Origin of the sequence: Knoellia subterranea KCTC 19937 (assembly GCF_000768685.1) — a bacterium.
Taxonomy (GTDB): Bacteria; Actinomycetota; Actinomycetes; order Actinomycetales; family Dermatophilaceae; genus Knoellia; species Knoellia subterranea.
Genome location: NZ_AVPK01000007.1, coordinates 33,681 through 55,897 on the forward strand (window position 1 = coordinate 33,681; position 22,217 = coordinate 55,897).

Consider the following 22,217-nt stretch of genomic DNA (forward strand, 5'->3'; position numbering starts at 1 on the left):
GACGTCCGCAGGCTCACCTAGAGTGCGGCCCATGGCAGCGCACGTGCACTCGGTCAACATCGGCAAGCCGAAGGCGGGCCTGTCCAAGAGCCTCGACAGCGGCATCGACAAGCGCCCCGTCGATCAGATCTCCGTGCTCGACCCGGGGCCGAAGGGGGTGGGTGCGAGCGGCGTCGAGGGTGACGCGGTGGTGGACATGCGTCACCACGGCGGCTCGACGCAGGCCGTGTATGCCGTGGCGCGCGAGGAGCTCGACTGGTGGGCCGTCGATCTGGGGCGAGACCTGCAGCCGGGTGCTTTCGGCGAGAACCTCACGACAGCAGCCTTCGACGTCGATGCCTCTGTCGTCGGGGAGCAGTGGCGGATCGGTGGCTCCGTCGTACTGCAGGTGACGGCGCCGCGCGTGCCGTGCGCGACGTTCTCGAAGCACATGGGAGTGCCCGGCTGGGTCAAGGCGTTCACGGATCGCGGTCGCACCGGCGCCTATCTGTCCGTCGTGCAGGCCGGCGTCATCCGGCCGGGCGACGAGATCCAGGTCGAGTGGCGTCCGGGCCACGGCATCACGGTGCCCGAAGCCTTCCGTGCCTGGATGGGCGACGTCGAGCTCGCGCGCCAGGTCGTCGCGGCCGGTGCGATGCCCGAGCCCGAACGCAGCAAGCTCGCGGCCAAGTTGGCGAGCTGGGAGCGGTAGGCGAGGGGGCGGCATACGCGTCGCGTGTGTCCCCAACCCGGGAATTGGGTGAGTTGGGGACGCGGAGGCGAGCGGGCGGCATACGCGTCGCGTGTGTCCCCAACCCGGGAATTGGGTGAGTTAGGGACGGAGGGAGCGGGCCCAGACGCCGGCCGACCGTGGGGCCGGGATCACGGGGCGGCGCACCAGTCCCGAGGGGGCAGACCATGGCGACGTATGCCGCGTGGTCACCTCGTCGCCGGCCCCGCCCGACGCTGCGGACAGCACCGCCACCAACGCTGCGACCTGCTCCGGGGTGGCGTCACCGACGATCTCGATCGCCTGTGCCGCAACGGTTTCCGGCTGCTCCGACGAGGTCACAGCGGGATGTTCCCGTGCTTCTTGGGCGGCAGCGTCTCGCGCTTGGTGCGCAGCGCCCGCAGCGCCTTGGTGACGTTCATGCGGGTGTTGGACGGGGTGATGACGGTGTCGATGTAGCCGCGCTCGGCCGCGATGTAGGGGTTCGCGAGCGTGTCCTCGTATTCGGCGATGAAGGTCTGGCGAGCGACGTCGACGTCGTCACCGCGCTCGGCCGCCGCAGCGAGCTGCTTGCGGTAGAGGATGTTGACCGCGCCCTGCGCGCCCATGACCGCGATCTGGGCCGTCGGCCACGCGAGGTTGATGTCGGCGCCGAGGTGCTTGGACCCCATGACGTCGTAGGCGCCGCCATACGCCTTGCGCGTGATGACGGTGACGAGAGGAACCGTCGCCTCGGCGTAGGCGTAGATGAGCTTGGCACCGCGGCGGATGATGCCGTCCCACTCCTGGTCGGTGCCGGGGAGGAAGCCCGGGACGTCGACAAAGGTCAGGACCGGCACGTTGAACGCGTCGCACGTGCGCACGAATCGCGCGGCCTTCTCGGACGCGTCGATGTCGAGCGTGCCGGCGAACTGCATCGGGTTGTTGCCGACGATGCCGACCGAACGGCCCTCGATGCGGGCGAAGCCGACGATGAGGTTCGGGGCGAAGAGCGGCGACACCTCGAGGAAGTCCCCGTCGTCGACGACGGCCTCGATGACCAGGTGCATGTCATAGGGCTGGTTGGGGCTGTCCGGGATGATCGTGTCGAGGAAGCGGTCCGTGTCGGTGACCTCGAGCGACAGCTCCTCGTCACCGAAGGACGGCGGCTCCTCCATGTTGTTGGAGGGCAGGTAGGACAGCAGCGCCTTGACGTACTCGACGGCGTCCTCCTCGTCGGTGCCCATGTAGTGCGCGACGCCGGACTTGGAGTTGTGGGTGCGCGCACCACCGAGCTCCTCGAAGCCGACGTCCTCACCTGTGACCGTCTTGATGACGTCGGGTCCGGTGATGAACATGTGCGACGTCTGGTCGACCATGACCGTGAAGTCGGTGACGGCCGGCGAATAGACAGCGCCACCGGCACACGGGCCCATGATGAGCGAGATCTGCGGGATGACACCGGAGGCGTGGACGTTGCGGCGGAAGATCTCGCCGTAGAGGCCGAGCGAGACCACACCCTCCTGGATGCGCGCACCACCGGAGTCGTTGAGACCCACCACCGGGCAGCCGACCTTCATGGCGAAGTCCATGACCTTGGTGATCTTCTCGCCGAAGACCTCACCGAGGGAGCCGCCGAAGACCGTGAAGTCCTGGGCAAAGACGGCCACGGTCCGACCATCGACGGTCCCGTAGCCCGTCACGACACCGTCACCGTAGGGACGGTTCTGGTCCTGACCGAAGGCCACCGAGCGGTGTCGGGCGTACTTGTCCATCTCGACGAACGACCCCTCGTCGAGGAGCATCTCGAGGCGCTCGCGGGCGGTCTTCTTGCCGCGCGCGTGCTGCTTCTCGATCGCCCGCTCCGACCCGGCGTGCGCGACCTCGCCGACGCGGCGCTTGAGGTCGGCCAGCTTGCCGGCGGTCGTGTGGATGTCGATGCCCGTCTCGGCGGCGGGGAGGTCGGTGCCGCCCGTGGGCTGGGTGTCCGTCTGAGCCATGGGGCCGACTCTAGCCTTGACCCTGTGACCCGACCCGCTGCCTCTCGTCTCATGGATGCGTCTCTCATCACACCGGGTCCGCCGTGGCTTCCGGCGGAGGTGCACGAGAGCGTCGATTCGACCAATGCCGTGCTCCGGCGCGACCCGAAACCATGGCGCGTCGTCACGGCCGAGGAGCAGACGCAGGGACGTGGGCGGCTCGACCGGGCGTGGACGACGACACCCGGGACGAGCATCGCCGCGAGCGTCCTCGTCCCGCGGCCGAGGCGCGCACCGCTCGGCTGGGTGCCGCTCCTCGTCGGTCTCGCCCTGCGGGAGGCCCTCACGACGACGAGCGGCGTCACCATCGACCTCAAGTGGCCCAACGACCTGCTCGCTCCGGCCGACGGGGATCGCAAACTCGCTGGAATCCTCGCCGAGCTCACACCCGTCGGAATCGTCGTCGGCACCGGCGTCAACATCGACCAGGAGCGCGCGGACCTCCCCGTCGACACCGCCACGTCGCTCCGTCTCGCAGGCGCTCCGGGAGTGGCACGAGAAGGCGTGCTCACGGCATACCTTGCTTCTCTCGCAACGTTGTTGCGCACCGTTGACGACGATCCGTATGCCGTCCGCTCGGCCTACGTGGCCGCGTGCGCCACCGTGGGCCGCACCGTCGTGGCCCACCTCCCGCAAGGTGAGGCGCGCGGAATCGCGACCGACATCGACGCCGACGGCAGACTGTGCATCAGCACCGACACGGGCCTCGTCGCCGTCGCCGCGGGGGACGTCGTCCACGTCCGGTGAGGACCGATAGATTCCCCTGATCCGTCGACACACGCAGAGGAGGCCGCACGTGACCGAGCATCCCCGTGATTTCGAGGCCGAGATCGAGGATCGCCTCCTCGGTCGCCCGGCGACGATGGGTCGGCGCGAGATCAGCCGCGAGGCGGCCGTGTCGGTGACGTCGGCCCGCAAGCTCTGGCACGCCCTCGGCTTCCAGATCGTCGACGACGAAGAGGTGATGTTCACCCAGGCCGATCTCGACGCCCTCGTGCGCGTCTCTGACCTCATCCGTGACAAGGACCTCGAGGAGGACCTCGTCCTGGCGATGGCCCGAGCCTTCGCGCGCACGTCGGACCGGCTCGCGGTGTGGCAGACGCAGCTCGTCGCGGAGTACCTCACGCCCGCGGATCAGGAGGCCGCCCTCGGTGAGAAGGACGCGCGCTCGGTCCCCGAGCGCGACGTCGCCGAGGGGACGGCCTCGTTGATCGTCGACGTCGTCGACGAGCTGGAGCCACTCATGGTCTACGTGTGGCGGCGTCACCTCACCTCGGCGATCACTCGCATGCTCGCCGACGCGCGCGACACCGACCACGACGCGAGTGCTCCGCTGCGCGTCGTCGGGTTCGCCGACCTCGTGAACTTCACGTCCCTCGTGCGCCGCATGACCGAGCGTCAGCTGGCGACACTCGTGCAGCGCTTCGAGGAGCTCGCCACCGACGTCGTCACCTCGCACGGTGGGCGAATCATCAAGACCGTGGGCGACGAGGTGCTCTTCGTCCACGTCGACGCGGACGCCGCGGCGGCCATCGGGCTCGACCTCGTGGACGCCATGGGGGAGGACCCGCTCCTGCCGGACGTGCGCGTCGGCATGGCCTCCGGCAAGGTCATCAGCCGCCTCGGTGACGTCTTCGGCACGACCGTCAACCGGGCCAGCAGGCTGACGGCCGTCACCCCGCCCGGCCGCGTCTTCGTCGACGACGACGTGGCCCGGGCGCTGGGCACGCTGTCCGGGTTCACGATGATCGAGCAACGGCGTCGGCACCTGCGGGGGATCGGCACGATCACGCCGTTCGAGTTGGCCCGTTCCTCGGGTGCTCGCCGGGACCGGCCCTGGGATCAACACGCGTGACCCTGCACCTCCCCATTAGGCTCGCTGCATGACTCGTGTCCTGCTCGCCGAAGACGATCCGGCGATCTCCGAGCCGCTGGCCCGGGCACTGCGACGGGAGGGGTACGACGTCGATGTGCGTGCCGACGGGCGCGAGGCGCTCGAGGCCGCACGCGACAACCCCGACCTCGTCGTCCTCGACCTCGGACTCCCGACGATGGACGGGCTGGAGGTGTGCCGGCGCCTGCGCGGTGAGGGGCACACGGTGCCGGTCCTCGTCCTCACGGCCCGTGCCGACGAGGTCGACACCGTGGTGGGTCTCGACGCCGGCGCCGACGACTACGTCACCAAGCCGTTCCGCCTCGCCGAGCTCCTCGCCCGCGCCCGGGCGCTGCTCCGGCGCGGCATCCCCGATGCGCCGCCGTCCGGGCAGGTCGACATCCGCGTCGACGCCGAGTCCCGTCGGGTGTTCCTCCACGAGGAGGAGATCCAGCTGACGGCCAAGGAGTACGAACTGCTCCGCGTCCTCTCCCGCAACCAGGGCAAGGTCATCTCGCGTGAACAGCTCATGCGCGAGGTGTGGGAGACGGCCTGGTACGGATCGACCAAGACCCTCGACATGCACATCTCCGTGCTCCGCAAGAAGCTCGGCGACGACGCCATGCAGCCGCGCTACATCACGACGATCCGCGGCGTGGGTTTCCGCTTCGATCCTGCGGGGGAGTGACGCAGCGTGCGTCGGCTGCTCCTGAGGTCCACGCTGGCGGCGGTCGTCGCCACGCTTGCGATCTTCGGCGGCCCGCTCCTTGTCCTCGGGCTGGTCGTCGCGCTGCTGCCGTCCGAACGCCGCGCTCGCATCGTCGACACGACCTCCGGGGTCCAGGGCGTCCTCATCCTCACCGGTGTCGTCCTCGCCCTCTCGCTCCTCGGTCTGGCCGTCGGCTACGTCGTGGCGCAGCGACGGTCGCGGGCTCTGGGTGATCCGCTGACCGAGCTCGCCGCGCGCGCCGAGCGGCTCGGTGCCGGCGAATCACGGTTCATGCCGCTGAACTCGGGCATCGGCGAGCTCGACCGGATCAGTGACGTCCTCTCCCGCAGCGCCACGCAAGTGACGCGCAACCTGGCCGCCGAGCGCGACTTCGCCGCCGACGCATCGCACCAGCTGCGCACCCCACTCACCGCGCTCCTCATGCGGCTCGATGAGATCGCCTCGACCGACGACCTCACCGTCGTGCAGGAGGAGGCCCAGGTCGCGATCGGGCAGGTCGAACGTCTGAGCAAGGTCGTCGACGACCTCATGGGTCGCACCCGGGTGAGCGATCCGAGCCGTCCCAGCGTGTCCCTCGACGCGGTCCTGGCCTCGCTCCAGCGCGAGTGGCAGCCGGCGTTCGCCGCGACGAAGCGGAGCATGCGCATCCACGGCGAACGGGGGCTGCGCGTCCGGGCCACACCGGTGGCGCTCGCGCAGATCGTCTCGACCCTCATCGAGAACGCCCTGGCGCACGGTCGCGGCACCGTCGACATCGCCGCACGCCGCGCCGGCCCGTCCGTCGTCATCGAGCTGGGTGACGAAGGCACCGGCGTCTCACCCGGCATCGCACCCCACATCTTCGAGCGCTCGGTCTCGTCGAGCGGGTCCGGCCTCGGACTCACCCTCGCGCGCGACCTCGCCGAGGACAACGGCGGCCGCCTCGAACTCGTCAGCACCCAACCCGCGGTGTTCGCCGTCTTCCTCTCCGAGGCCGACGACTGAAGCCCACGGTGCGCTGCGGTCAGGCCCGGTCGTGGTGGGCGCGGTCGGCCATCGGGGACTGGTCCACGTCGATCGGCTCGCCCGCGAAGACGAACCGCCGATAGGCCCAGAAGCGGAAGAGCGTGCCCAGACCGATCGCCACGACCTTGGCGATGTTGTCGGCGGCGAGCGAGTCGAACCCGAGCACGTAGTTCGTGAAGGCGACGGCACCGGCCTGGATGAGCAGGGCGACCCCGTTGGTCCCCGCGAAGAGGGCCGCCTCGTGGTGCGCGGGTCGGTTGCGGCGGTGGCGGAACGTCCACATCCGGTTGCCGATCCACGCGAACGCCGTCGCCAGGGACGCCGACACGATGACGGCGGTCGTCGGCCGGGTGTCGAGGACGGTGTGCCGAAGCAGGTTGAAGCTGCCCATGTCGATGACGAAAGCGAGGGCACCGATGACGCCGAACTTGATCGCCTCGCGATAGAGGACGTCGATGGCGCCGCGGAGTCGGTCGAGGAGACCGGTTGCGGGGGCGGGGGACGTCACCGACCGAGCCTAACCGCGTCCGGTATGCCGGGTGCCCACCACCGCCGATATCCTCCCGTGGTGACTTCGCCCCAGCGTGCGCCCGGAGGATTCCCCGTCGTCGGCATCGTCGGTGGTGGCCAGCTCGCGCGGATGTGCGCGGGCCCGGCAGCCGAGCTGGGCCTGACCCTGAGCGTCCTGGCCGAGGCTCCCGACGCCAGCGCAGCACTGGTCATCCCGTCCGCCCCGGTCGGTGACCACACCGACGTCGACGCCGTGCTGGCCTTCGCGCGGGAGTGCGACGTCGTGACGTTCGACCACGAGCACGTCCCGGCGCCGGTCCTGTCGGCGCTCGCCGACGCGGGCGTGCCGATGCACCCGACTCCGGAGGCGCTCGTCTTCGCCCAGGACAAGCTCGAGATGCGGGAGCGCCTCACCGCGCTCGGGATTCCCTGCCCGCGGTGGGCACCCGCCCGCACTGCGGCGGACGTCGAGGCCTTCGCGGCCGAGGCCGGTTGGCCGATCATCGCCAAGACGCCGCGAGGTGGCTACGACGGCAAGGGCGTGCGCGTTGTCGCGTCCGCCGAGGAGCTGACCGACTGGCTCGACCGGGCGGCGGCCGAGGACTCACCACTGCTCCTCGAGGAGAAGGTCCCCTTCACGCGTGAGCTCGCCGTGCTGCTCGCCCGCAGCCCTTCTGGCCAGGCGGCGGCGTGGCCCGTCGTCGAGACCGTGCAGACCGACGGCATCTGCACCGAGGTCATCGCGCCGGCTGCGGAGCTGGATACCGATCTCGCGGCCCGGGCAACGGAGGCCGGACTGCGGATCGCCGGCGAGCTCGGCGTGACGGGCGTGCTGGCCGTCGAGCTCTTCGAGCTTCCCGGTGGCGAGTTCGTCGTCAACGAGCTCGCGATGCGTCCGCACAACAGTGGCCACTGGTCGATGGACGGCGCCGTGACGGGGCAGTTCGAGCAGCACCTGCGGGCCGTGCTCGACCTCCCGCTCGGGTCGCCGAAGCCGCGCCACCGGTGGACGGTGATGGGCAACATCCTCGGCGGCGATCACCCAGAGCTCTACCCGGCATACCGTCACGTCATGGCACGAGACCCGGAGATCAAGGCGCACCTGTACGGCAAGGGTGTGCGGCCGGGACGCAAGATTGGACATGTCAACGTCAGCGGCGACGACCTCGCCGACCTGCGCGAGCGGGCGCGGCACGCGGCCGACTACATCGAGGGAGCTGTGACCGAATGACACTGCGAGAGAACGCAACTGGGGCCGTTGTCGGCGTCGTCATGGGCAGCGACAGTGACTGGCCGGTCATGGAGGCGGCATCGAAGGCGCTGGACGACTTCGGCATCGCGCACGAGGTCGACGTCGTGTCGGCGCACCGGATGCCCGACGAGATGATCGCCTACGGTCAGCAGGCGGAGGAGCGCGGACTGCGCGTCATCATCGCGGGCGCCGGGGGCGCCGCGCACCTGCCGGGCATGCTCGCGTCGGTCACATCGCTGCCCGTGATCGGGGTGCCGGTGCCGCTGAAGTACCTCGACGGCATGGACTCGTTGCTGTCGATCGTCCAGATGCCCGGCGGCGTGCCCGTGGCGACCGTGTCGGTCGGTGGGGCGCGGAATGCCGGGCTGCTCGCGGCCCGGATCCTCGGCGCCGGTGAGGGGGAGGAGGCCGCCCGGATCAGGGCGGCGATGGGCGAGTTCCGGTCGAGCCTGCGGGACGAGGCACACGCCAAGGGTGCTGCCCTGCGCGACCGCCGCGGTTCCTGACTCCGACTGGCTGGTGCGGCGGAGAGGGCAATAAGTCGAAGGGGTGGGTCAGCGGGCGGAGCCCTCGCTCTTGACGCGGGGCCACTCGATCTTGGGGCAGGTGTCCATCACGACGTCGAGCCCGGCCTTGCGGGCCCGGTCGGCCGCGGCCTCATCGACGACTCCGAGCTGCATCCAGATCGCGTCGATCTGGAGGCGGTCCCTGTGCGCGATGGCCTCGTCCACAACCGCGCCGACCTTCTGCGAGTTGACGAAGCAGTCGATGACCTTGATGTCCTGGTCGGGGATGTCGGCAATGCTCGCGTAGCCCTGCTCACCGTGCACGGTCTCGGCGTTGGGGTGGACCGGGATGATGCCCTTGTGGAGCTCGTGCTTGAGCCACTGGGAGACGCCGTAGGCCGCGCGCTCGACGTGGTTGCTCAGGCCGACGACCACCCAGGTGCCCGGGTCGGCGAGGAGTTCGCGGACGAGTTCAGGATCGTTGCGGTGACGGAAAGTCATGCGACGACCGCCTGAGGACACGAGCGACGAAGGAGCGAGGCCCGGAAGGCCGAGGAGCCTGACAGTGAATATGTCATGGTTCGCACTATGCACCCTTTGTGAAGTCTTGCGGGGGAGGGCGTGTGCGGGTTGGGTGGAGTCATGCGATTCGGACTCTTCATTCCGCAGGGTTGGCGTCACGATCTCGTCGGCATCGAGCCCGACCAGCACTGGGGGGTGATGGCGGGGCTCGCACGGCGAGCGGACGGCATACGCGATTGGGAGTCGATCTGGGTCTACGACCACTTCCACCCGACGCCCCACCCGACCGAGGAGGCCGTGCACGAGGCGTGGTCGCTCATGGCGGCGTTCGCCGGGGTCACGGGTCGCGTGCGGATCGGGCAGATGTGCACGTGCATGAGCTACCGCAACCCGGCCTACCTCGCCAAGGTGGCGGCGACCGTCGACGTCATCTCGGAGGGGCGCCTCGAGATGGGGATCGGCGCGGGGTGGTACGAGCACGAGTGGCGCGCCTACGGCTACGGCTTCCCCGGCGCGGGTGAGCGGCTCGAGCGGCTGCGCGAGGGCGTCGAGATCTTCCGGCAGATGTGGACGACCGGACGGGCCACTCTGGACGGCAAGCACTATCAGGTCGACGGAGCGATGTGCTTCCCGAAACCGTTGCAGGGCACGGCTTTCGAGGGTTCGGAGCGCAGCGGCATCCCCATGTGGATCGCGGGCGGCGGCGAGCGCAAGACGCTGCGGATCGCTGCCGAGTACGCCGACTACACGAACTTCGCCGGAGGCGACCCGGAGGTCTTCACCCACAAGAGCGAGATCCTCAAGCAGCACTGTGCCGACCTGGGTCGCGACTTCGACACGATCACGCGGAGTTCGAACTTCAACGTCGTCATCGGCCGCAACGACAAGGAGGTGCAGGAGCGGCTCGCCTGGGTGGAGCAGCACCTGCGCGGCGCCGGCGTGCCCGACGAGGTCGTTGGGCGGACGATGGAGACCTATCGGACCGGTCCTGCTGTCGGCACCCCCGACCAGGTGGCCTCCGCACTGGCCGATCTCCAGGACCTTGGCATGACCTACGCGATCACGAACTTCGTGGAGTCGGCCTACGACCTGTCCGGGGTCGAGCTGTTCGAGCGCGAGGTCATTCCGGCCCTGCGGTAGCCCGTCGCTAGGATCACCGCCGTGAGTGCGAACGAGAACTTCCCCCTGTTCCAGGTCAACGAGGACCACGAGGCGATCCGCGAGGCCGTGCGTGACGTGGCCGAGGCCAAGATCGCGCCCTTCGCGGCGGCGGTCGACGAGGAGGCCCGCTACCCGCAGGAAGCGCACGACGCCCTTGTCGCGTCCGACTTCTTCGCGCCGCACGTGGCCGAGGAGTACGACGGGGTCGGCGCAGACGCGCTCGCGACCTGCATCGTCATCGAGGAGGTGGCCCGCGTCTGCGCGAGCTCCTCGCTCATCCCGGCGGTCAACAAGCTTGGCTCGATGCCGGTCATCCTCGGCGGCTCCGAGGAGCTCAAGCAGAGGTACCTCCCGCCGCTCGCCCGCGGTGAGGCCGGCTTCTCCTACGGCCTGTCCGAGCGTGAGGCCGGCTCCGACACGGCCGGCATGAAGTGCCGCGCCAAATCAGACGGTGACGACTGGATCCTCAACGGCCAGAAGTCGTGGATCACGAACGCCGGTGAGTCCGAGTACTACACCGTCCTCGCCGTCACCGACCCCGACGGGGCGCGCGGCAACAACATCACCGCGTTCGTCGTCGAGAAGTCCGACGAGGGCTTCACCTTCGGTGAGAAGGAGCGCAAGCTCGGCATCAAGGGCAGCCCGACCCGCGAATTGCACTTCGACAACGTCCGCATCCCGGGCGACCGCATCGTCGGTGCACCCGGCGAGGGCCTCAAGATCGCGCTGCGCACCCTCGACCACACCCGCGTCACCATCGGTGCGCAGGCCGTCGGCATCGCGCAGGGGGCGCTGGAGCAGGCCACCGCCTACGTCAAGGAGCGCAAGCAGTTCGGCAAGCACATCGCCGACTTCCAGGGCATCCAGTTCATGCTCGCCGACATGGCGATGGAGCTCGAGGCCGCGCGCCAGATGGTCTACGTCGCGGCGGCGAAGTCCGAGCGCGGCGACGCCGACCTGTCCTTCTTCGGTGCGGCGGCCAAGTGCTTCGCCTCCGACGTCGCCATGAAGGTCACGACCGACGCGGTCCAGCTGCTCGGCGGCGCCGGCTACACGCGCGACTTCCCGCTCGAGCGGATGATGCGCGACGCCAAGATCACCCAGATCTACGAAGGCACCAACCAGGTGCAGCGCATCGTCATGGCGCGCCAGCTCCTCAAGGGCTGACCGAACCGAACGACGAGGTATGCCGGCCGCGCACGTGCGCGGCCGGCATACCTTTTGTCTTCTGTCTGTTTGTCTTCTGTCAGTGTCGTGGGTCAGCCTCCGCTGGGCTTGCCGTCGGTGCCCGTCGGCGGCGCCTCGAGCGGCTGGTCCTCGCGCAGCATCGTGAAGAGCGCCTGGGCGCGTTCGGTGTCCCACTTGACCGAGGATCCCGCGGACGTCTGGTAGTTGACGCTCTGGAGGGGCACCGTGAGGCTCAGCGTCGAGTCGTTGCTGGCCCCGCGCATGGCCAGGAGGATGTTGGCCGCATCCTTCATCGAGGTGTCGTCGCCGACGCCGACCGCTCCGGCTGCGGTGTGCGTGAAGGACCAGTAGCGGAACGGGTTGAGCACCGTCGACGGTGTCGCCGCACCCTTCATGATCGCGCCGAGGAACTGGCGCTGCCGGTCCGCACGGCCGACGTCACCGCGCGGATCCGAGTGGCGGGCCCGGACGAAGCCGAGCGCGTTCTTGCCGTCGAGGACCTGGCAGCCCTTCTTGAGGTTGATGTGCGCGAACTCGTCGTTCATGTCGAACGGCACGCAGATGTCGACGCCGCCGAGACTGTTGACGACCTTGGCGAAGCCGCCGAAACCGATCTCGAGGTAGCCATCGATGCGGAGGTTCGTCACCTGCTCGATCGTCTCGACGAGCAGCTTGGGCCCGCCGATGGCGTAGGCCGCGTTGATCTTGTTGCTGCCGTGGCGCGGGATCGGGACGAAGCTGTCGCGCGGGATGGAGATGATGACCGACTTGCCCCCGCCACTCGGCGTGTGGACGAGCATGATCGAGTCGGTGCGACGGCCCTCGGCGGATCCGGTCCCGAGTTCCTTGCGCTCCGCGGGCGTCAGGTCGTCGCGGGCGTCCGAGCCGACGAGGAGATAGGTGTTGCCGGGCGTCTCGGCCGGGCGGTCGCCGGCCGGTGCGTCCTCGACGCGCGACACCGAGTTCCAGGCGTGGAACGGGGTGACAACGAGGAAGGCGAGCCACAGGGCCAGGACGAGAAGGACCAGCCGACCCCAGCGGCGACGCCTCGGCGGACCGGCATCCATCGGGGGCGCGACCGGCCTACGGCCCCGCGGCGGGGGCGCCTGTCGCCGAGGGGCCGGGCGGGTCCGAACGGGCGGGGGCGTGTCCTGACCACGTCCAGGGGGGCCCTGCTTCTGGCGCGGCTGGGCCTCGCGGGCGGGTTGCTGGCGGGTCTGCTGCTGCCGCGACTGAGTCGGGCGCGGTGAGGTCTGCCGGGACGTCGCGGGACGGGCCGCCGCCGGGCGGCGTCCGCGGGTGTCGACGGTGTAGACGTCGTCCTCGTCCTCGATCGCGCGCCGAGGAGCCCGTGGCCGCCCCCGCTGGGGGATGGGCCGGGCGTCGTCTCCTCGCAGCGGGCGATCGGGCATGGGCTCCATCCTCCGCTTTTCGTCGCCGCAGGCGCAAAACGACTCGCCGCCCCCCTCGTGGGCCACGCACAGGCCCGTAGGGGATGATGCACGCGATGAGCGATCCCACCGGTCCCCACTCCGACGCGACCGCCCACCCGGCGGTCAGCGTCGTCATGCCGGTGCTCAACGAAGGCCCACACCTCGAAGCCGCAGTCGCCCAGGTGCTGGCGCAGGACTACCCGGGCGAGTTCGAGGTCGTCCTGGCGCTGGGGCCCTCGACCGACGACACCGATGCGGTGGCTGCTCGTCTGGCGGCCCGGGACGACCGGGTGCGCACCGTCGCCAACCCGAGTGGCCGGACCCCCTCGGCGCTCAACGCCGCGATCTCGGCCTCCCGCCACGACATCGTCGTGCGCGTCGACGGTCACGCCGAGATCCCCGCCGACTACCTGTCCACGGCGGTGCGAACCCTCGCCGAGACGGGAGCAGACAACGTCGGTGGCATCATGCAGGCCGTCGGCCGCACCGACTTCGAGCGGGCCGTCGCCTGCGCAATGAGGAGCCGGATCGGCGTCGGCGGAGGGACGTTCCACCTCGGTGGGACGGCCGGACCGGTCGACACGGTCTACCTCGGCGCGTTCCGACGCAGCGCGCTCGACCGGGTCGGAGGCTACGACGAGCGCTACACCCGCACCCAGGACTGGCACCTCAACCTCAAGCTCCGTCAGTCCGGAGGCACGGTGTGGTTCACCCCGGACATGGCGGTGACCTACCGGCCGCGCTCCACCGTGGGTGCGCTGGCGCGCCAGTACCTCCAGTACGGCCGGTGGCGCCGGGTCGTCATCCGCGAGCACCCCGGCACGGCGAACGCCCGCTACCTCGCGGCGCCAACGATGGTCGTGGGGACGACTGCCGCGGCCGCGCTCGGGGCGGTGTGGGCACCGGCTCTGGTCGTGCCCGCGGCCTATGCCGCAGGCGTCACGGTCGGTGGACTGGTCATCAGTGCGGGGGAGTCCCTGGGCACCCGGCTCCGGACCCCCGTGGCGCTCGCCACGATGCACTGGGCCTGGGGTGTGGGCTTCCTCACCAGCAGGGGAGTCCCCAGCGAACCGGACCCTGCCTGAGGACTGTTCGGTCTGTGACAGACTGAGCGGCCCTGCGTGTTGTCCCTGAACGAGGAGTGTGCACTCGGTGGAAATCGGCCACCTCAAGGCGCTCTGGCGACGTCGGGAGATTCTCCAGACGCTCGTGCGCCGCGACCTGAGGGTGAGATATGCCCGCAGCGTCCTGGGCTACCTCTGGACCATCCTCGACCCGCTGGCGATGGCGTTGATCTATTTCATGATCTTCGCGGTCATCTTCAAGCGGCCGGACGCCGGACACCACCCCTACTTCCTCTTCCTCCTCGTGGGGCTGCTCGCGTGGCAGTGGTTCAACTCGTCCGTGACGGAGACCTCGCGTGCCCTGCTGGCCGAGGCCAAACTCGTCCGCTCGACGAGCCTGCCGCGTGAGCTCTGGGTCATCCGGGTCGTCATCGCCAAGGGCGTCGAATACTTCCTCTCGCTGCCGATCCTCGTGGCCTTCACCGCGATCTACATGGTCCGCGGTGACACGACCCTGAACTGGCGTCTCGTGCTCATCCCCATCGGCATCCTGCTGCAGTTCCTCGTGCAGGTCGGGATCGGTCTCTTGCTGGCACCACTCACCGTGCTCGTCGAGGACACCCAGCGGGTCGTGCGGATCATCATGCGCATGGCGTTCTACTGCACGCCGATCATCTACACGCTCGAGACCGTGCCCGAGACGCTGCGCAACTTCCTCTACGCCAATCCGATGAGCGGGATCCTCGAGCTCTATCGCGCCGGACTGTTCGACGAGCCACTCTCGCTCAAGCCGATCGTTGCCTCGGTCGTGGGCACCGTCGTGTTCATGTTCATCGGTTCGACCGTCTTCGGGCGGCTCGAGCGGTCCGTCCTCAAGGAGATCTGATGCCGGACGTCATGATCGAGGTCGACAACCTCGGGATCGAGTTCTATCGCTCGCGTCGGCGCAACCTGTCGCTGCGCGAGATGGTCCTCAAGGGGCGCAACACCGCACCGACATCGACGTTCTGGGCGCTGCGCGGCGTCAACTTCACCGTGGGCCACGGCGAGGCCGTGGGGCTCGTCGGCTCCAACGGCACGGGCAAGAGCACTTTGCTCAAGACCATTGCCGGGGTGCTCATCCCCGACGAGGGCCGGGCCAAGATCTATGGCGGTGTCGCCCCGCTCATCGAGTTGACCGGTGGCTTCCTCGGCGAGCTCTCGGCGCGCGAGAACATCTATCTCACCGCCGGCCTGCACGGCCTGAGCCGCGAGGCCGTGGACGAGCGTTTCGACGAGATCGTCGACTTCGCCGGGTCCCAGGTGCGCGACGGTCTCGACATGCCGTTCCGCCACTTCTCCTCGGGCATGCAGGTGCGCCTCGGCTTCGCCGTCATCACGACCCTCGACGAGCCGATCATCCTCGTCGACGAGGTGCTGGCCGTGGGCGACGCCGCGTTCAAGGAGAAGTGCTACAAGCGCATGGAGTCACTCCTGGCGCAGAACAAGACGCTCTTCCTCGTCTCCCACTCGGAGAACGACCTGCGCCGCTTCTGCACTCGGGGCATCTATCTGCGCAAGGGCGAACTCGTCGCCGACGGTGACATGGATCAGGTCCTCAAGCAGTACAACGCGGACGCCACCGGCGATTGAGTCGAGGGGACTCCGCTCAGCGGGCGGTCCAGCCCCCGTCGACGACGACGTTGGACCCGGTGACGAAGCCGGAGTGCCGTGAGGCGAGGAACAGCAGGGCCGTCCTGATCTCGTCGCGCTCACCGATGCGCCCGAGCATGGTGCGGCTCGAGAGCCGATCGATGAACTCCGCGTTCTCGCGCGCGGCCTCCGCCGGGAAGGGCCCGGGCGTGATGGCGTTGACCCGGATGCCGCTGTCGCCCAGTTCGGCCGCGGCATAGCGGGTGAGTTGCAGCAGGGCCGCCTTGGCCGTCCCGTAGAACGGCGGGGTGCGCCCGGCCTCCGTGTCATAGAGGCTGAGGTCCGGCCCGACCAGGCCATACATCGACGAGATGTTGATGATGCTCGGGGATCCGCCCAGCGCGCGGGCAGCGGCGAGCCCGGGGCGGGCCGCCTGGATCGCGCGCCACGCCGCCTTGACCGCGATCTCGTAGCCCTCGTCGAACAGCTCGTCGGTGGCGGTCGCCATGGACCCACCTCGGCCGACGTGCGCGTTGTTGACGAGGACGTCGAGCCGACCATGCTCCTCGGCGATGCGGCTGATGAGCTCGGGCCACTCCGGCGCGGTGACGTCGCACGACTGGACGCTGATCGGGTGTCCCGCCTCGGCCTGGGCCGCTGCGAGTTCGTCGAGCACGGACTGGCGCCGACCGACGGCGACGACGTGGGCCCCGGCAGCGGCGAGCGCCTCGACCATGGGCGGTCCGAGCCATCCCGTGGCACCGCTCACCACGGCAACGGCATCGTCCAGGCGGAAGAGGTCGGAAGTCATGCGCCCATGATCCATGTGCTCGGGTCGACGAGCGTCGGCGAACCGCCGGGCACCCGGGATCGCACCGCCTCGATCTCGTCCGGGGTCAGGGGAGTGCGAGCGAGCCAGGCGGCCTGCTCACCGACCTGCTCCGGTGTCTCGGCGCCGAGGACGACCGACGTGACGAACGGGTGGCCGAGGACATAGGCGATGCAGAGGTCGGCCACGCTGTCGCGGCCCAACTCGTCGGCGAGCGCGGCAAGCGCGGCGCGCACGGCCTCGGGGTCGGCGTCCGCGTTCTGCGGCCACCGCGCCGAGGGTGCGACGAGGAGTCCCTGGAGGAAGACACTGCGCACGGTGACGATGACGTCCGGGCGCGCGGCAAGGGCGGCCACGATGTCGGGCTCGACCCAGCGTCGGTCGAGGACGTTGAACGGAAGCTGGACGTATCCCACTCGGGGGTCGGCCAGGGCCTCGAGCGATTCGGCCGGCGTCGAAAGGGAGGCACCGACCACCGTCGCGAGACCCTCTCCGCGCAGCTGGTCCAGCGTGTCGGCGACGGCCCCGTCACCTCGCGACCAGTCGGCCCAGCGGTGGACGAGCAGGGCGCCGACACGGCGAGTTCCCAACTCCCGCAACGACTTCTCGACGGACGCAACGACGGCGTCGCGCGCCCAGGCAGCGTCGGCGTCGACGGGGACGTGGTCGAGCGGCTGGACCTTGGTGACGACACCGACCCGTTCGGAGAGGCCTCGGGCGAGGGCATGGCCGATGCGGGACTCGCTCGCGCCATAGGCCCGGGCGGTGTCGAGGTGGGTCACGCCCGAGCCCGCGGCGCGACGGAGCACGGTGCCCGCAGTCTCGGGGTCCGGCATCCCGGCAGTGTTGGCGGCGCCGTAGCTCACGCCGAGCTGCACGGTGCCGAGCAGCCATGGTCCCTGGCCGAGCGGGTTGTCACGGCCGGGCAGGCGGTCGGGTGTGCGCCCGCCGGAGGCGGCCCACCGGCCGATGAGGTCGACCCAGCTGGTCTCGACCGGGTCGGGCACGTCGGCGAGAGCGGTCTCGGCCACGACGAAGTCGTCGAGCGTGTCGATGGTGCACCGGACGCTACGAAGGTCGTCGGGGAGTCCCTCGGGCGCCCACGTCGCATCGCCGGTCTCACGGCGCATCCAGGGGGTGACGTGCTCGCGGTCGAACGCACTGGTGGCCGCCGCATCGGCTCGCCGCAGCAGCCCGACGGTGAAGGCCTCGGCCCCCAGCCCATAGGGGAACCCGTCGGCGACCCGCACGTACTCGGTCCCGATCTCATCGAGCGCGGCCACGAGCCCGGTCACGAAGTCCGCGTCGGGCACGACGTTGTCGGCAGTGAGCCGCACGACGACGTCGTCATCGGCCAGGCCCGCACTCGCACCGACGAAGCGGCCGAGCGGGTCCTCGAGGGAGCCGCGGAAGCACGTGACGCCGGACCGCTCCGCAGCTCGGGCGATGGCATCGTCCTCGGGCGTGGTGCTCGTCGCGAGGACGACGTCCAACCCGCCACGACCGGCGCGTTTGGCCGCGAGCACGGCGACGGGGAACGCACCCAGGGAGAGCAGCGCCTTCCCGGGAAGGCGACTCGAACTCAGCCGCGACTGCAGGACGACCCGGGTGTGCGGCATACCGGCAAGCATAGGAGGCGACCGGCCTCAGTCCGGACGGTCGCCCAGGGTGGTGAGCAGGACGTCGGCCACGCGTGCCCGTCCCTTCCCGTCGACGAGCCGCCGTCCGCGGTGGCCGAGATCTTCCCGGTATGCCGGGTCGTCGAGGAGGCGTCGGAGCGTCGCCTTCGCGTCGGCGCGGGCAGCCTCGGACCGGCGGAGTTCGCTCAGGAGGCCGATGGGGGCCGCGACCCCGCTGTCGATGACCTCGCGATAACTGGCCTCCTGGTTGTCGGCGACGGCGACGATGCCGGTCGCGACCCCGAGGTGGAGGAGTTCCCAGATGGAGGAGCCCGCCGCGCTGAGGGTGACCGTGCTCGAGGCCGCGAGACGCATGACGTCCGGGGTGGGAGCGATCGTCGTGACCGACTGGCCCTCGGCGCGGGGGAGGGCGTCGACGGCCTCACGCAGGTCCGGTCGGGCGACGACGCAGGTGAGATCGAGGGGGAGCCCCGTCGCGAGGAGGAGCGGGACCACGACCTCGGCGGCGGAGTTCGGGTCCGTGCCGCCGAACACGGCGAGGACGGTCGGGACAGCGTGGTCCGCGTGCGGCAGGTCGGCGAGGTCGAGCACCTCGCGTCGGAAGAGCGCGTGGTCCAACCCGGCGAGGCTGATGGCGCCGCTGGAAGCTGAGTGGTGGAGGACCGCGCCGAAGTTCTGGTCGAGGTGGATGTCGGCTTCCTGCGCCGCGCCGAAGTCCCCGTCGTGGAAGGCGAGCACGACGAGTCCGGCCGTCCGGGCCGTGGCGCCGAGCCGGGCGTCGATGTCGTAGCCGTCGATGACGAGGGCGTCGACGCCCTGCTCCACCAGGAGCGAGGTCAGGGCCTCGGGGGCATCCGGTGCCGCGACGACCTCGATGGCGAGCCGCTCCAGGGGCGCGGCGAGCCAGTCGACCGTCACCGACCCGAAGATCGTGACAGTGCATCCACGCTCGAGCAGTTCCTCCGCCAGGGCGAGGCAGCGGACGACGTGGCCCACCCCGATGCTCGGCGAGGCGTCGGCACGGATGCCGACGTGGGGTCGTCCGGGCCGGCTCATCAGCTCTCCTCTAGGTGGGTCCCGCGCCAATGGCGGGGCGGGGCGGACCGATCTGAGATGCTAGCCTCGCGGTGCCATTTCGCCCGCCAGGACGTGTAGGAGACACCGCGTGAGCATTCTTGAGGGTTCGTCGATTCTCATCACCGGAGGCACGGGTTCCTTCGGCAAGGCCTTCATCAGGAAGGCCCTGGATGACCTGAACCCCAAGCGCATCGTCATCTTCTCGCGCGACGAGCTCAAGCAGTACGAATGCCGCCAGCTCTTCGGTGACGACCCGCGTCTGCGCTGGTTCATCGGTGACATCCGCGACCGCCACCGCCTCGACCGCGCCATGCACGGCATCGACTACGTCGTGCACGCCGCCGCGCTCAAGCAGGTGGACACGGCCGAATACAACCCGTGGGAGTTCGTCCAGACCAACGTCATCGGCTCGCAGAACGTCATCGAGACCTCGATCGACGCCGGCGTCAAGAAGGTCGTCGCCCTCTCGACCGACAAGGCGTCCTCGCCGATCAACCTCTACGGCGCCACCAAGCTGACCGCCGACAAGCTCTTCATCACCGGCAACCACTACGCCGCCGCCTACCCGACGCGCTTCTGCGTCGTCCGCTACGGCAACGTCATGGGCAGCCGCGGCTCGGTCATCCCGTTCTTCCGCCGACTCGCCGAGGCGGGGGAGTCGCTCCCGATCACCGACCTCCGCATGACCCGCTTCTTCATCACCCTCCCGGAGGCGGTCAAGTTCGTGACCGACTCGTTCGAGACGATGCAGGGCGGCGAGCTCTACGTCCCGCGCATCCCGTCGATGAAGATCGTCGACCTGGCCCAGTCGGTGGCGCCCGGAGCGAAGATGCACGAGATCGGCCTGCGTCCCGGCGAGAAGCTGCACGAGGAGATGATCTCCCCGGAGGAGGGGCGCCGCGCCCTGCGCATCGGCGACCGCTACGTCCTCCAGCCCGACCTCGCGTCGTGGGGCTACACCCCGCCGGCCGACGGCGAGCCGGTGCCGGAGGGTTTCCACTACACCTCGGACAACAACGACGTCTGGTTCACCGGCGACGAGATGCTCAAGATCCTCGAGGACGAGGGCCTCTGAGGATGATCCAGTACGGCCGCCAGTCCATCAACGAGGACGACGTCGCAGCGGTCGCCGAGGTTCTCCGCGGCGACTGGCTCACGACGGGGCCGACGGTCACGGCGTTCGAGGACGCGCTGGCGCAGATCAGCGGCGCCACGCGCTGCGTCAGCGTCACGAGCGGCACCGCCGCCCTGCACGTCGCCTATGCCGCGGCCGGTGTCGGGCAGGGTGACGAGGTCGTCACGACCCCGATGACCTTCGTCGCGACGGCGTCGTCCGCGGTCGCTCTGGGCGCCCGGATCACCTTCGTCGACGTCGAGGACGACACGGCCAACATCGACCCCGCAGCGGTCGAGGCCGTCGTCACCGACGACACCAAGGTGATCGCCGGTGTCGACTACGCCGGCCACCCGATCGAGGTCGACGCGCTGCGACCCGTCGCCGACCGCGTCGGCGCGCTCCTGCTGGAGGACGCCGCGCACTCGATCGGCTCGACCTATCGCGGTCGGCCCGTGGGTTCGCTCGCCGACCTCACGACCTTCTCGTTCTTCCCCACCAAGAACATGACGAGCGCCGAGGGCGGGGCCGTGGCCACCCTCGACGCAGACCTCGGCCAACGTGCCCACGAGTTCCACTTCATCGGACTCGTCCGCGACCGTGACCGGATGCGCTACCCCGACGAGGGGCCGTGGCACCAGGAGGTCCACGAGTACGGCCTCAACTACCGGCTCCCCGACGTGCTGGCCGCGCTGGGCCTGAGCCAGCTCAAGCGACTCGAGCTCTTCAAGCAGCGTCGGGCCGAGGTCTTCGCCCGCTATCAAGCCGGGCTGGCCGACCTCGAGGGCGTGCGACTGCCCGTCCAGCGCGAGCACGTCGACCCGATCTGGCACCTCTATCCGCTGCGGGTCCTCGAGGGCCGTCGGCGCGAGGTCTTCGACAAGCTCCGCGCCAACGGCGTCGGCGCCCAGGTCAACTACATGCCGGTCTACTGGCACCCGATGTTCGAGGACCTGGGCTACCAGCGCGGCATGTGCCCCAACGCCGAGGAGTTCTACTCGCAGGAGATCTCCCTGCCGATGCACGCGGAGCTCACCGACGACCAGGTCGACCACGTCATCGACGCCGTTCGGGTTGCCGTCACGGGCTGACGACGCCTGTGCACCACGCCAACCACTTCTACGGCCACGCGGCCATCATGGCCCGCTGGGCGGGGCTCTCCGAGGCTCCGGCCATCCGCGGCTACCTCCAGCACGGGTGGAACCTCCACGACGGCTTCGCCGTGGGCACGGCCTTCGCGCCCGGCTATCCGAAATTCGTGTGGACAGAGGTGGTGGCCCGGCGCGCCCGCGCGGCCGGGCTGAACCACGTCGAGGTCGTCTCGTCTCCGTGGCACTACCTGCTGCTCCAGGAGCCCGAGCCCGAGTCGGACCAGGAAGAGTCCGACACCACGCGCGAGGGCACGATCGTCTACCCCTTCCACGGCTGGGAGGGGCAGCTCATCCAGGGCAGCCACGACGCCTATGCCCGTGAGCTGCGCGAGACCGAGGGCGACGCGCCGATCACGATGTGCCTCTATTGGAACGACTTCGAGCACGCACCGACCCGGGAGATCTACGAACGACACGGGTTCCGGGTCATCTCGCACGGGCGTCGCGGCTTCATGGGCGTCGGCCATGACACCGAGTTCCTCTACCGCCAGCTGGGCGAGCTGCGCCGACACCGCCGGGTCGTGAGCAACCGCCTCGGCAGCGCCCTGTTCTACGGGGCGTCCGTCGGGGCCGAGATCGGGGTCTACGGCGACCCGATGGTCCTCGGCAACGACCACGCGGTGCTCGGCGGCATGGCCAAGCAATTGCGACTCTTCCCCGAACTGCACCAGCTGGCGGTGCCCCGCGAGGTCGCGGAGCGAGCCGCTCGCGAGGAGCTCGGCCTCGACATCACCCTGTCCCCGGCCGAGGTCCGCGAGACCTTCGGCTGGGTCGACGAGGACTGACCCCGCCGACCCGGCCGG

Annotated in this window: 23 protein-coding genes; 15 read left to right on the forward strand and 8 right to left on the reverse strand. The window is 69.8% G+C overall.

Annotated elements, in window-relative coordinates; genetic code table 11:
• Positions 1-31 precede the first annotated feature (31 nt).
• Positions 32-691, forward strand: a complete 660-nt coding sequence (locus N803_RS12215) for an MOSC domain-containing protein (protein WP_035905785.1) — start codon at positions 32-34, stop codon at positions 689-691.
• Positions 692-811: 120 nt separating this feature from the next.
• Here N803_RS12215 and N803_RS12220 read toward each other — a convergent pair whose 3' ends face one another.
• Together N803_RS12220 and N803_RS12225 are read right to left on the reverse strand one after the other, a co-directional pair.
• Positions 812-1,051 (reverse strand): acyl-CoA carboxylase epsilon subunit, encoded by a 240-nt coding sequence (locus tag N803_RS12220; RefSeq protein WP_052112237.1) that lies wholly within the window; start codon positions 1,049-1,051, stop codon positions 812-814.
• The gene (locus N803_RS12225; RefSeq protein ID WP_052112238.1) at positions 1,048-2,688 is read right to left on the reverse strand and encodes an acyl-CoA carboxylase subunit beta; all 1,641 of its coding nucleotides are present in this window, start codon (positions 2,686-2,688) and stop codon (positions 1,048-1,050) included. Before N803_RS12225 ends, N803_RS12220 begins: the two co-directional genes overlap by 4 nt.
• 24 nt (positions 2,689-2,712) lie before the next feature.
• Between N803_RS12225 and N803_RS12230 the strand changes: the two genes are divergently transcribed.
• From N803_RS12230 to N803_RS12245, 4 genes are read left to right on the forward strand one after another with little or no spacing between them, the layout of a single operon-like run.
• On the forward strand, positions 2,713-3,474 hold the full coding sequence (locus tag N803_RS12230) for a biotin--[acetyl-CoA-carboxylase] ligase (RefSeq protein ID WP_245617231.1): 762 nt from the start codon (positions 2,713-2,715) through the stop codon (positions 3,472-3,474).
• A gap of 49 nt (positions 3,475-3,523) precedes the next feature.
• Positions 3,524-4,582, forward strand: coding sequence for an adenylate/guanylate cyclase domain-containing protein (locus N803_RS12235; protein WP_035905791.1), 1,059 nt, complete (start codon positions 3,524-3,526; stop codon positions 4,580-4,582).
• Positions 4,583-4,610: 28 nt separating this feature from the next.
• Entirely contained in the window at positions 4,611-5,288 is a 678-nt protein-coding gene (locus tag N803_RS12240) for a response regulator transcription factor (RefSeq protein WP_035905792.1), read from the forward strand.
• A gap of 6 nt (positions 5,289-5,294) precedes the next feature.
• Positions 5,295-6,314: a sensor histidine kinase gene (locus tag N803_RS12245; protein WP_035905793.1), complete on the forward strand. Its 1,020-nt coding sequence runs from the start codon at positions 5,295-5,297 to the stop codon at positions 6,312-6,314.
• A gap of 19 nt (positions 6,315-6,333) precedes the next feature.
• On the opposite strand, the gene N803_RS12250 is transcribed toward N803_RS12245, so the two are convergent.
• Positions 6,334-6,843: a GtrA family protein gene (locus tag N803_RS12250; protein WP_035905795.1), complete on the reverse strand. Its 510-nt coding sequence runs from the start codon at positions 6,841-6,843 to the stop codon at positions 6,334-6,336.
• 60 nt (positions 6,844-6,903) lie between these two features.
• Here N803_RS12250 and N803_RS12255 point away from each other — a divergent pair, with 60 nt between their 5' ends.
• Positions 6,904-8,076, forward strand: a complete 1,173-nt coding sequence (locus N803_RS12255; protein WP_035905990.1) for a 5-(carboxyamino)imidazole ribonucleotide synthase — start codon at positions 6,904-6,906, stop codon at positions 8,074-8,076.
• Positions 8,073-8,603 (forward strand): 5-(carboxyamino)imidazole ribonucleotide mutase, encoded by a 531-nt coding sequence (gene purE, locus N803_RS12260; RefSeq protein ID WP_035905796.1) that lies wholly within the window; start codon positions 8,073-8,075, stop codon positions 8,601-8,603. The genes N803_RS12255 and purE overlap by 4 nt, the downstream gene beginning before the upstream one ends.
• Positions 8,604-8,651: 48 nt before the next feature.
• Here the strand turns inward: purE and N803_RS12265 are convergent, their stop codons facing one another.
• Entirely contained in the window at positions 8,652-9,104 is a 453-nt protein-coding gene (locus N803_RS12265) for a CoA-binding protein (RefSeq protein WP_035905798.1), read from the reverse strand.
• A gap of 141 nt (positions 9,105-9,245) precedes the next feature.
• Between N803_RS12265 and N803_RS12270 the strand changes: the two genes are divergently transcribed.
• Together N803_RS12270 and N803_RS12275 are read left to right on the forward strand one after the other, a co-directional pair.
• Positions 9,246-10,265, forward strand: a complete 1,020-nt coding sequence (locus N803_RS12270) for an LLM class F420-dependent oxidoreductase (protein ID WP_035905800.1) — start codon at positions 9,246-9,248, stop codon at positions 10,263-10,265.
• 21 nt (positions 10,266-10,286) lie between these two features.
• Positions 10,287-11,453, forward strand: a complete 1,167-nt coding sequence (locus N803_RS12275) for an acyl-CoA dehydrogenase family protein (RefSeq protein ID WP_035905801.1) — start codon at positions 10,287-10,289, stop codon at positions 11,451-11,453.
• Positions 11,454-11,545: 92 nt separating this feature from the next.
• Here the strand turns inward: N803_RS12275 and N803_RS12280 are convergent, their stop codons facing one another.
• Positions 11,546-12,886 (reverse strand): LCP family protein, encoded by a 1,341-nt coding sequence (locus tag N803_RS12280; protein WP_035905803.1) that lies wholly within the window; start codon positions 12,884-12,886, stop codon positions 11,546-11,548.
• A 95-nt stretch (positions 12,887-12,981) separates the two neighbouring features.
• On the opposite strand from N803_RS12280, the gene N803_RS12285 reads away from it, so the two are divergent.
• The 3 genes from N803_RS12285 to N803_RS12295 all read left to right on the forward strand — a co-directional run bounded on the left by N803_RS12285 (position 12,982) and on the right by N803_RS12295 (position 15,603).
• Positions 12,982-13,992, forward strand: a complete 1,011-nt coding sequence (locus N803_RS12285) for a glycosyltransferase family 2 protein (protein ID WP_245617232.1) — start codon at positions 12,982-12,984, stop codon at positions 13,990-13,992.
• Positions 13,993-14,059: 67 nt separating this feature from the next.
• Complete coding sequence (locus N803_RS12290; protein ID WP_035905993.1) at positions 14,060-14,857, forward strand: ABC transporter permease; 798 nt, start codon at positions 14,060-14,062, stop codon at positions 14,855-14,857.
• Complete coding sequence (locus tag N803_RS12295; RefSeq protein ID WP_035905805.1) at positions 14,857-15,603, forward strand: ABC transporter ATP-binding protein; 747 nt, start codon at positions 14,857-14,859, stop codon at positions 15,601-15,603. The genes N803_RS12290 and N803_RS12295 overlap by 1 nt, the downstream gene beginning before the upstream one ends.
• 16 nt (positions 15,604-15,619) lie before the next feature.
• Here the strand turns inward: N803_RS12295 and N803_RS12300 are convergent, their stop codons facing one another.
• From N803_RS12300 to N803_RS12310, 3 genes are read right to left on the reverse strand one after another with little or no spacing between them, the layout of a single operon-like run.
• On the reverse strand, positions 15,620-16,414 hold the full coding sequence (locus tag N803_RS12300; RefSeq protein WP_035905808.1) for an SDR family NAD(P)-dependent oxidoreductase: 795 nt from the start codon (positions 16,412-16,414) through the stop codon (positions 15,620-15,622).
• A complete protein-coding gene (locus N803_RS12305; RefSeq protein WP_035905810.1) occupies positions 16,411-18,051 on the reverse strand; it encodes an aldo/keto reductase in 1,641 nt (546 codons plus the stop codon). The genes N803_RS12300 and N803_RS12305 overlap by 4 nt, the downstream gene beginning before the upstream one ends.
• A gap of 27 nt (positions 18,052-18,078) precedes the next feature.
• Positions 18,079-19,128, reverse strand: a complete 1,050-nt coding sequence (locus N803_RS12310; protein WP_035905812.1) for a PseG/SpsG family protein — start codon at positions 19,126-19,128, stop codon at positions 18,079-18,081.
• Between the two features lie 109 nt (positions 19,129-19,237).
• On the opposite strand from N803_RS12310, the gene pseB reads away from it, so the two are divergent.
• From pseB to N803_RS12325, 3 genes are read left to right on the forward strand one after another with little or no spacing between them, the layout of a single operon-like run.
• Positions 19,238-20,224: a UDP-N-acetylglucosamine 4,6-dehydratase (inverting) gene (gene pseB / locus N803_RS12315; protein WP_035905814.1), complete on the forward strand. Its 987-nt coding sequence runs from the start codon at positions 19,238-19,240 to the stop codon at positions 20,222-20,224.
• Positions 20,225-20,226: 2 nt separating this feature from the next.
• Positions 20,227-21,354, forward strand: coding sequence for a DegT/DnrJ/EryC1/StrS family aminotransferase (locus tag N803_RS12320; RefSeq protein ID WP_035905815.1), 1,128 nt, complete (start codon positions 20,227-20,229; stop codon positions 21,352-21,354).
• An 8-nt stretch (positions 21,355-21,362) separates the two neighbouring features.
• Positions 21,363-22,199, forward strand: coding sequence for a hypothetical protein (locus N803_RS12325; protein ID WP_035905816.1), 837 nt, complete (start codon positions 21,363-21,365; stop codon positions 22,197-22,199).
• The last annotated feature ends 18 nt before the right edge of the window (positions 22,200-22,217 follow it).

What these genes read in the sequence shown, in the direction of transcription:
- N803_RS12215 (WP_035905785.1), top strand. Translation starts at nt 32, where the DNA reads ATGGCAGCGCACGTGCACTCGGTCAACATCGGCAAGCCGAAGGCGGGC.
- N803_RS12270 (WP_035905800.1), top strand. Translation starts at nt 9,246, where the DNA reads ATGCGATTCGGACTCTTCATTCCGCAGGGTTGGCGTCACGATCTCGTC.
- purE (WP_035905796.1), top strand. Translation starts at nt 8,073, where the DNA reads ATGACACTGCGAGAGAACGCAACTGGGGCCGTTGTCGGCGTCGTCATG.
- N803_RS12300 (WP_035905808.1), bottom strand. Translation starts at nt 16,414, where the DNA reads ATGACTTCCGACCTCTTCCGCCTGGACGATGCCGTTGCCGTGGTGAGC.
- N803_RS12285 (WP_245617232.1), top strand. Translation starts at nt 12,982, where the DNA reads ATGAGCGATCCCACCGGTCCCCACTCCGACGCGACCGCCCACCCGGCG.
- N803_RS12295 (WP_035905805.1), top strand. Translation starts at nt 14,857, where the DNA reads ATGCCGGACGTCATGATCGAGGTCGACAACCTCGGGATCGAGTTCTAT.
- N803_RS12320 (WP_035905815.1), top strand. Translation starts at nt 20,227, where the DNA reads ATGATCCAGTACGGCCGCCAGTCCATCAACGAGGACGACGTCGCAGCG.
- N803_RS12225 (WP_052112238.1), bottom strand. Translation starts at nt 2,688, where the DNA reads ATGGCTCAGACGGACACCCAGCCCACGGGCGGCACCGACCTCCCCGCC.
- N803_RS12305 (WP_035905810.1), bottom strand. Translation starts at nt 18,051, where the DNA reads ATGCCGCACACCCGGGTCGTCCTGCAGTCGCGGCTGAGTTCGAGTCGC.
- N803_RS12280 (WP_035905803.1), bottom strand. Translation starts at nt 12,886, where the DNA reads ATGCCCGATCGCCCGCTGCGAGGAGACGACGCCCGGCCCATCCCCCAG.
- N803_RS12240 (WP_035905792.1), top strand. Translation starts at nt 4,611, where the DNA reads ATGACTCGTGTCCTGCTCGCCGAAGACGATCCGGCGATCTCCGAGCCG.
- N803_RS12310 (WP_035905812.1), bottom strand. Translation starts at nt 19,128, where the DNA reads ATGAGCCGGCCCGGACGACCCCACGTCGGCATCCGTGCCGACGCCTCG.
- N803_RS12265 (WP_035905798.1), bottom strand. Translation starts at nt 9,104, where the DNA reads ATGACTTTCCGTCACCGCAACGATCCTGAACTCGTCCGCGAACTCCTC.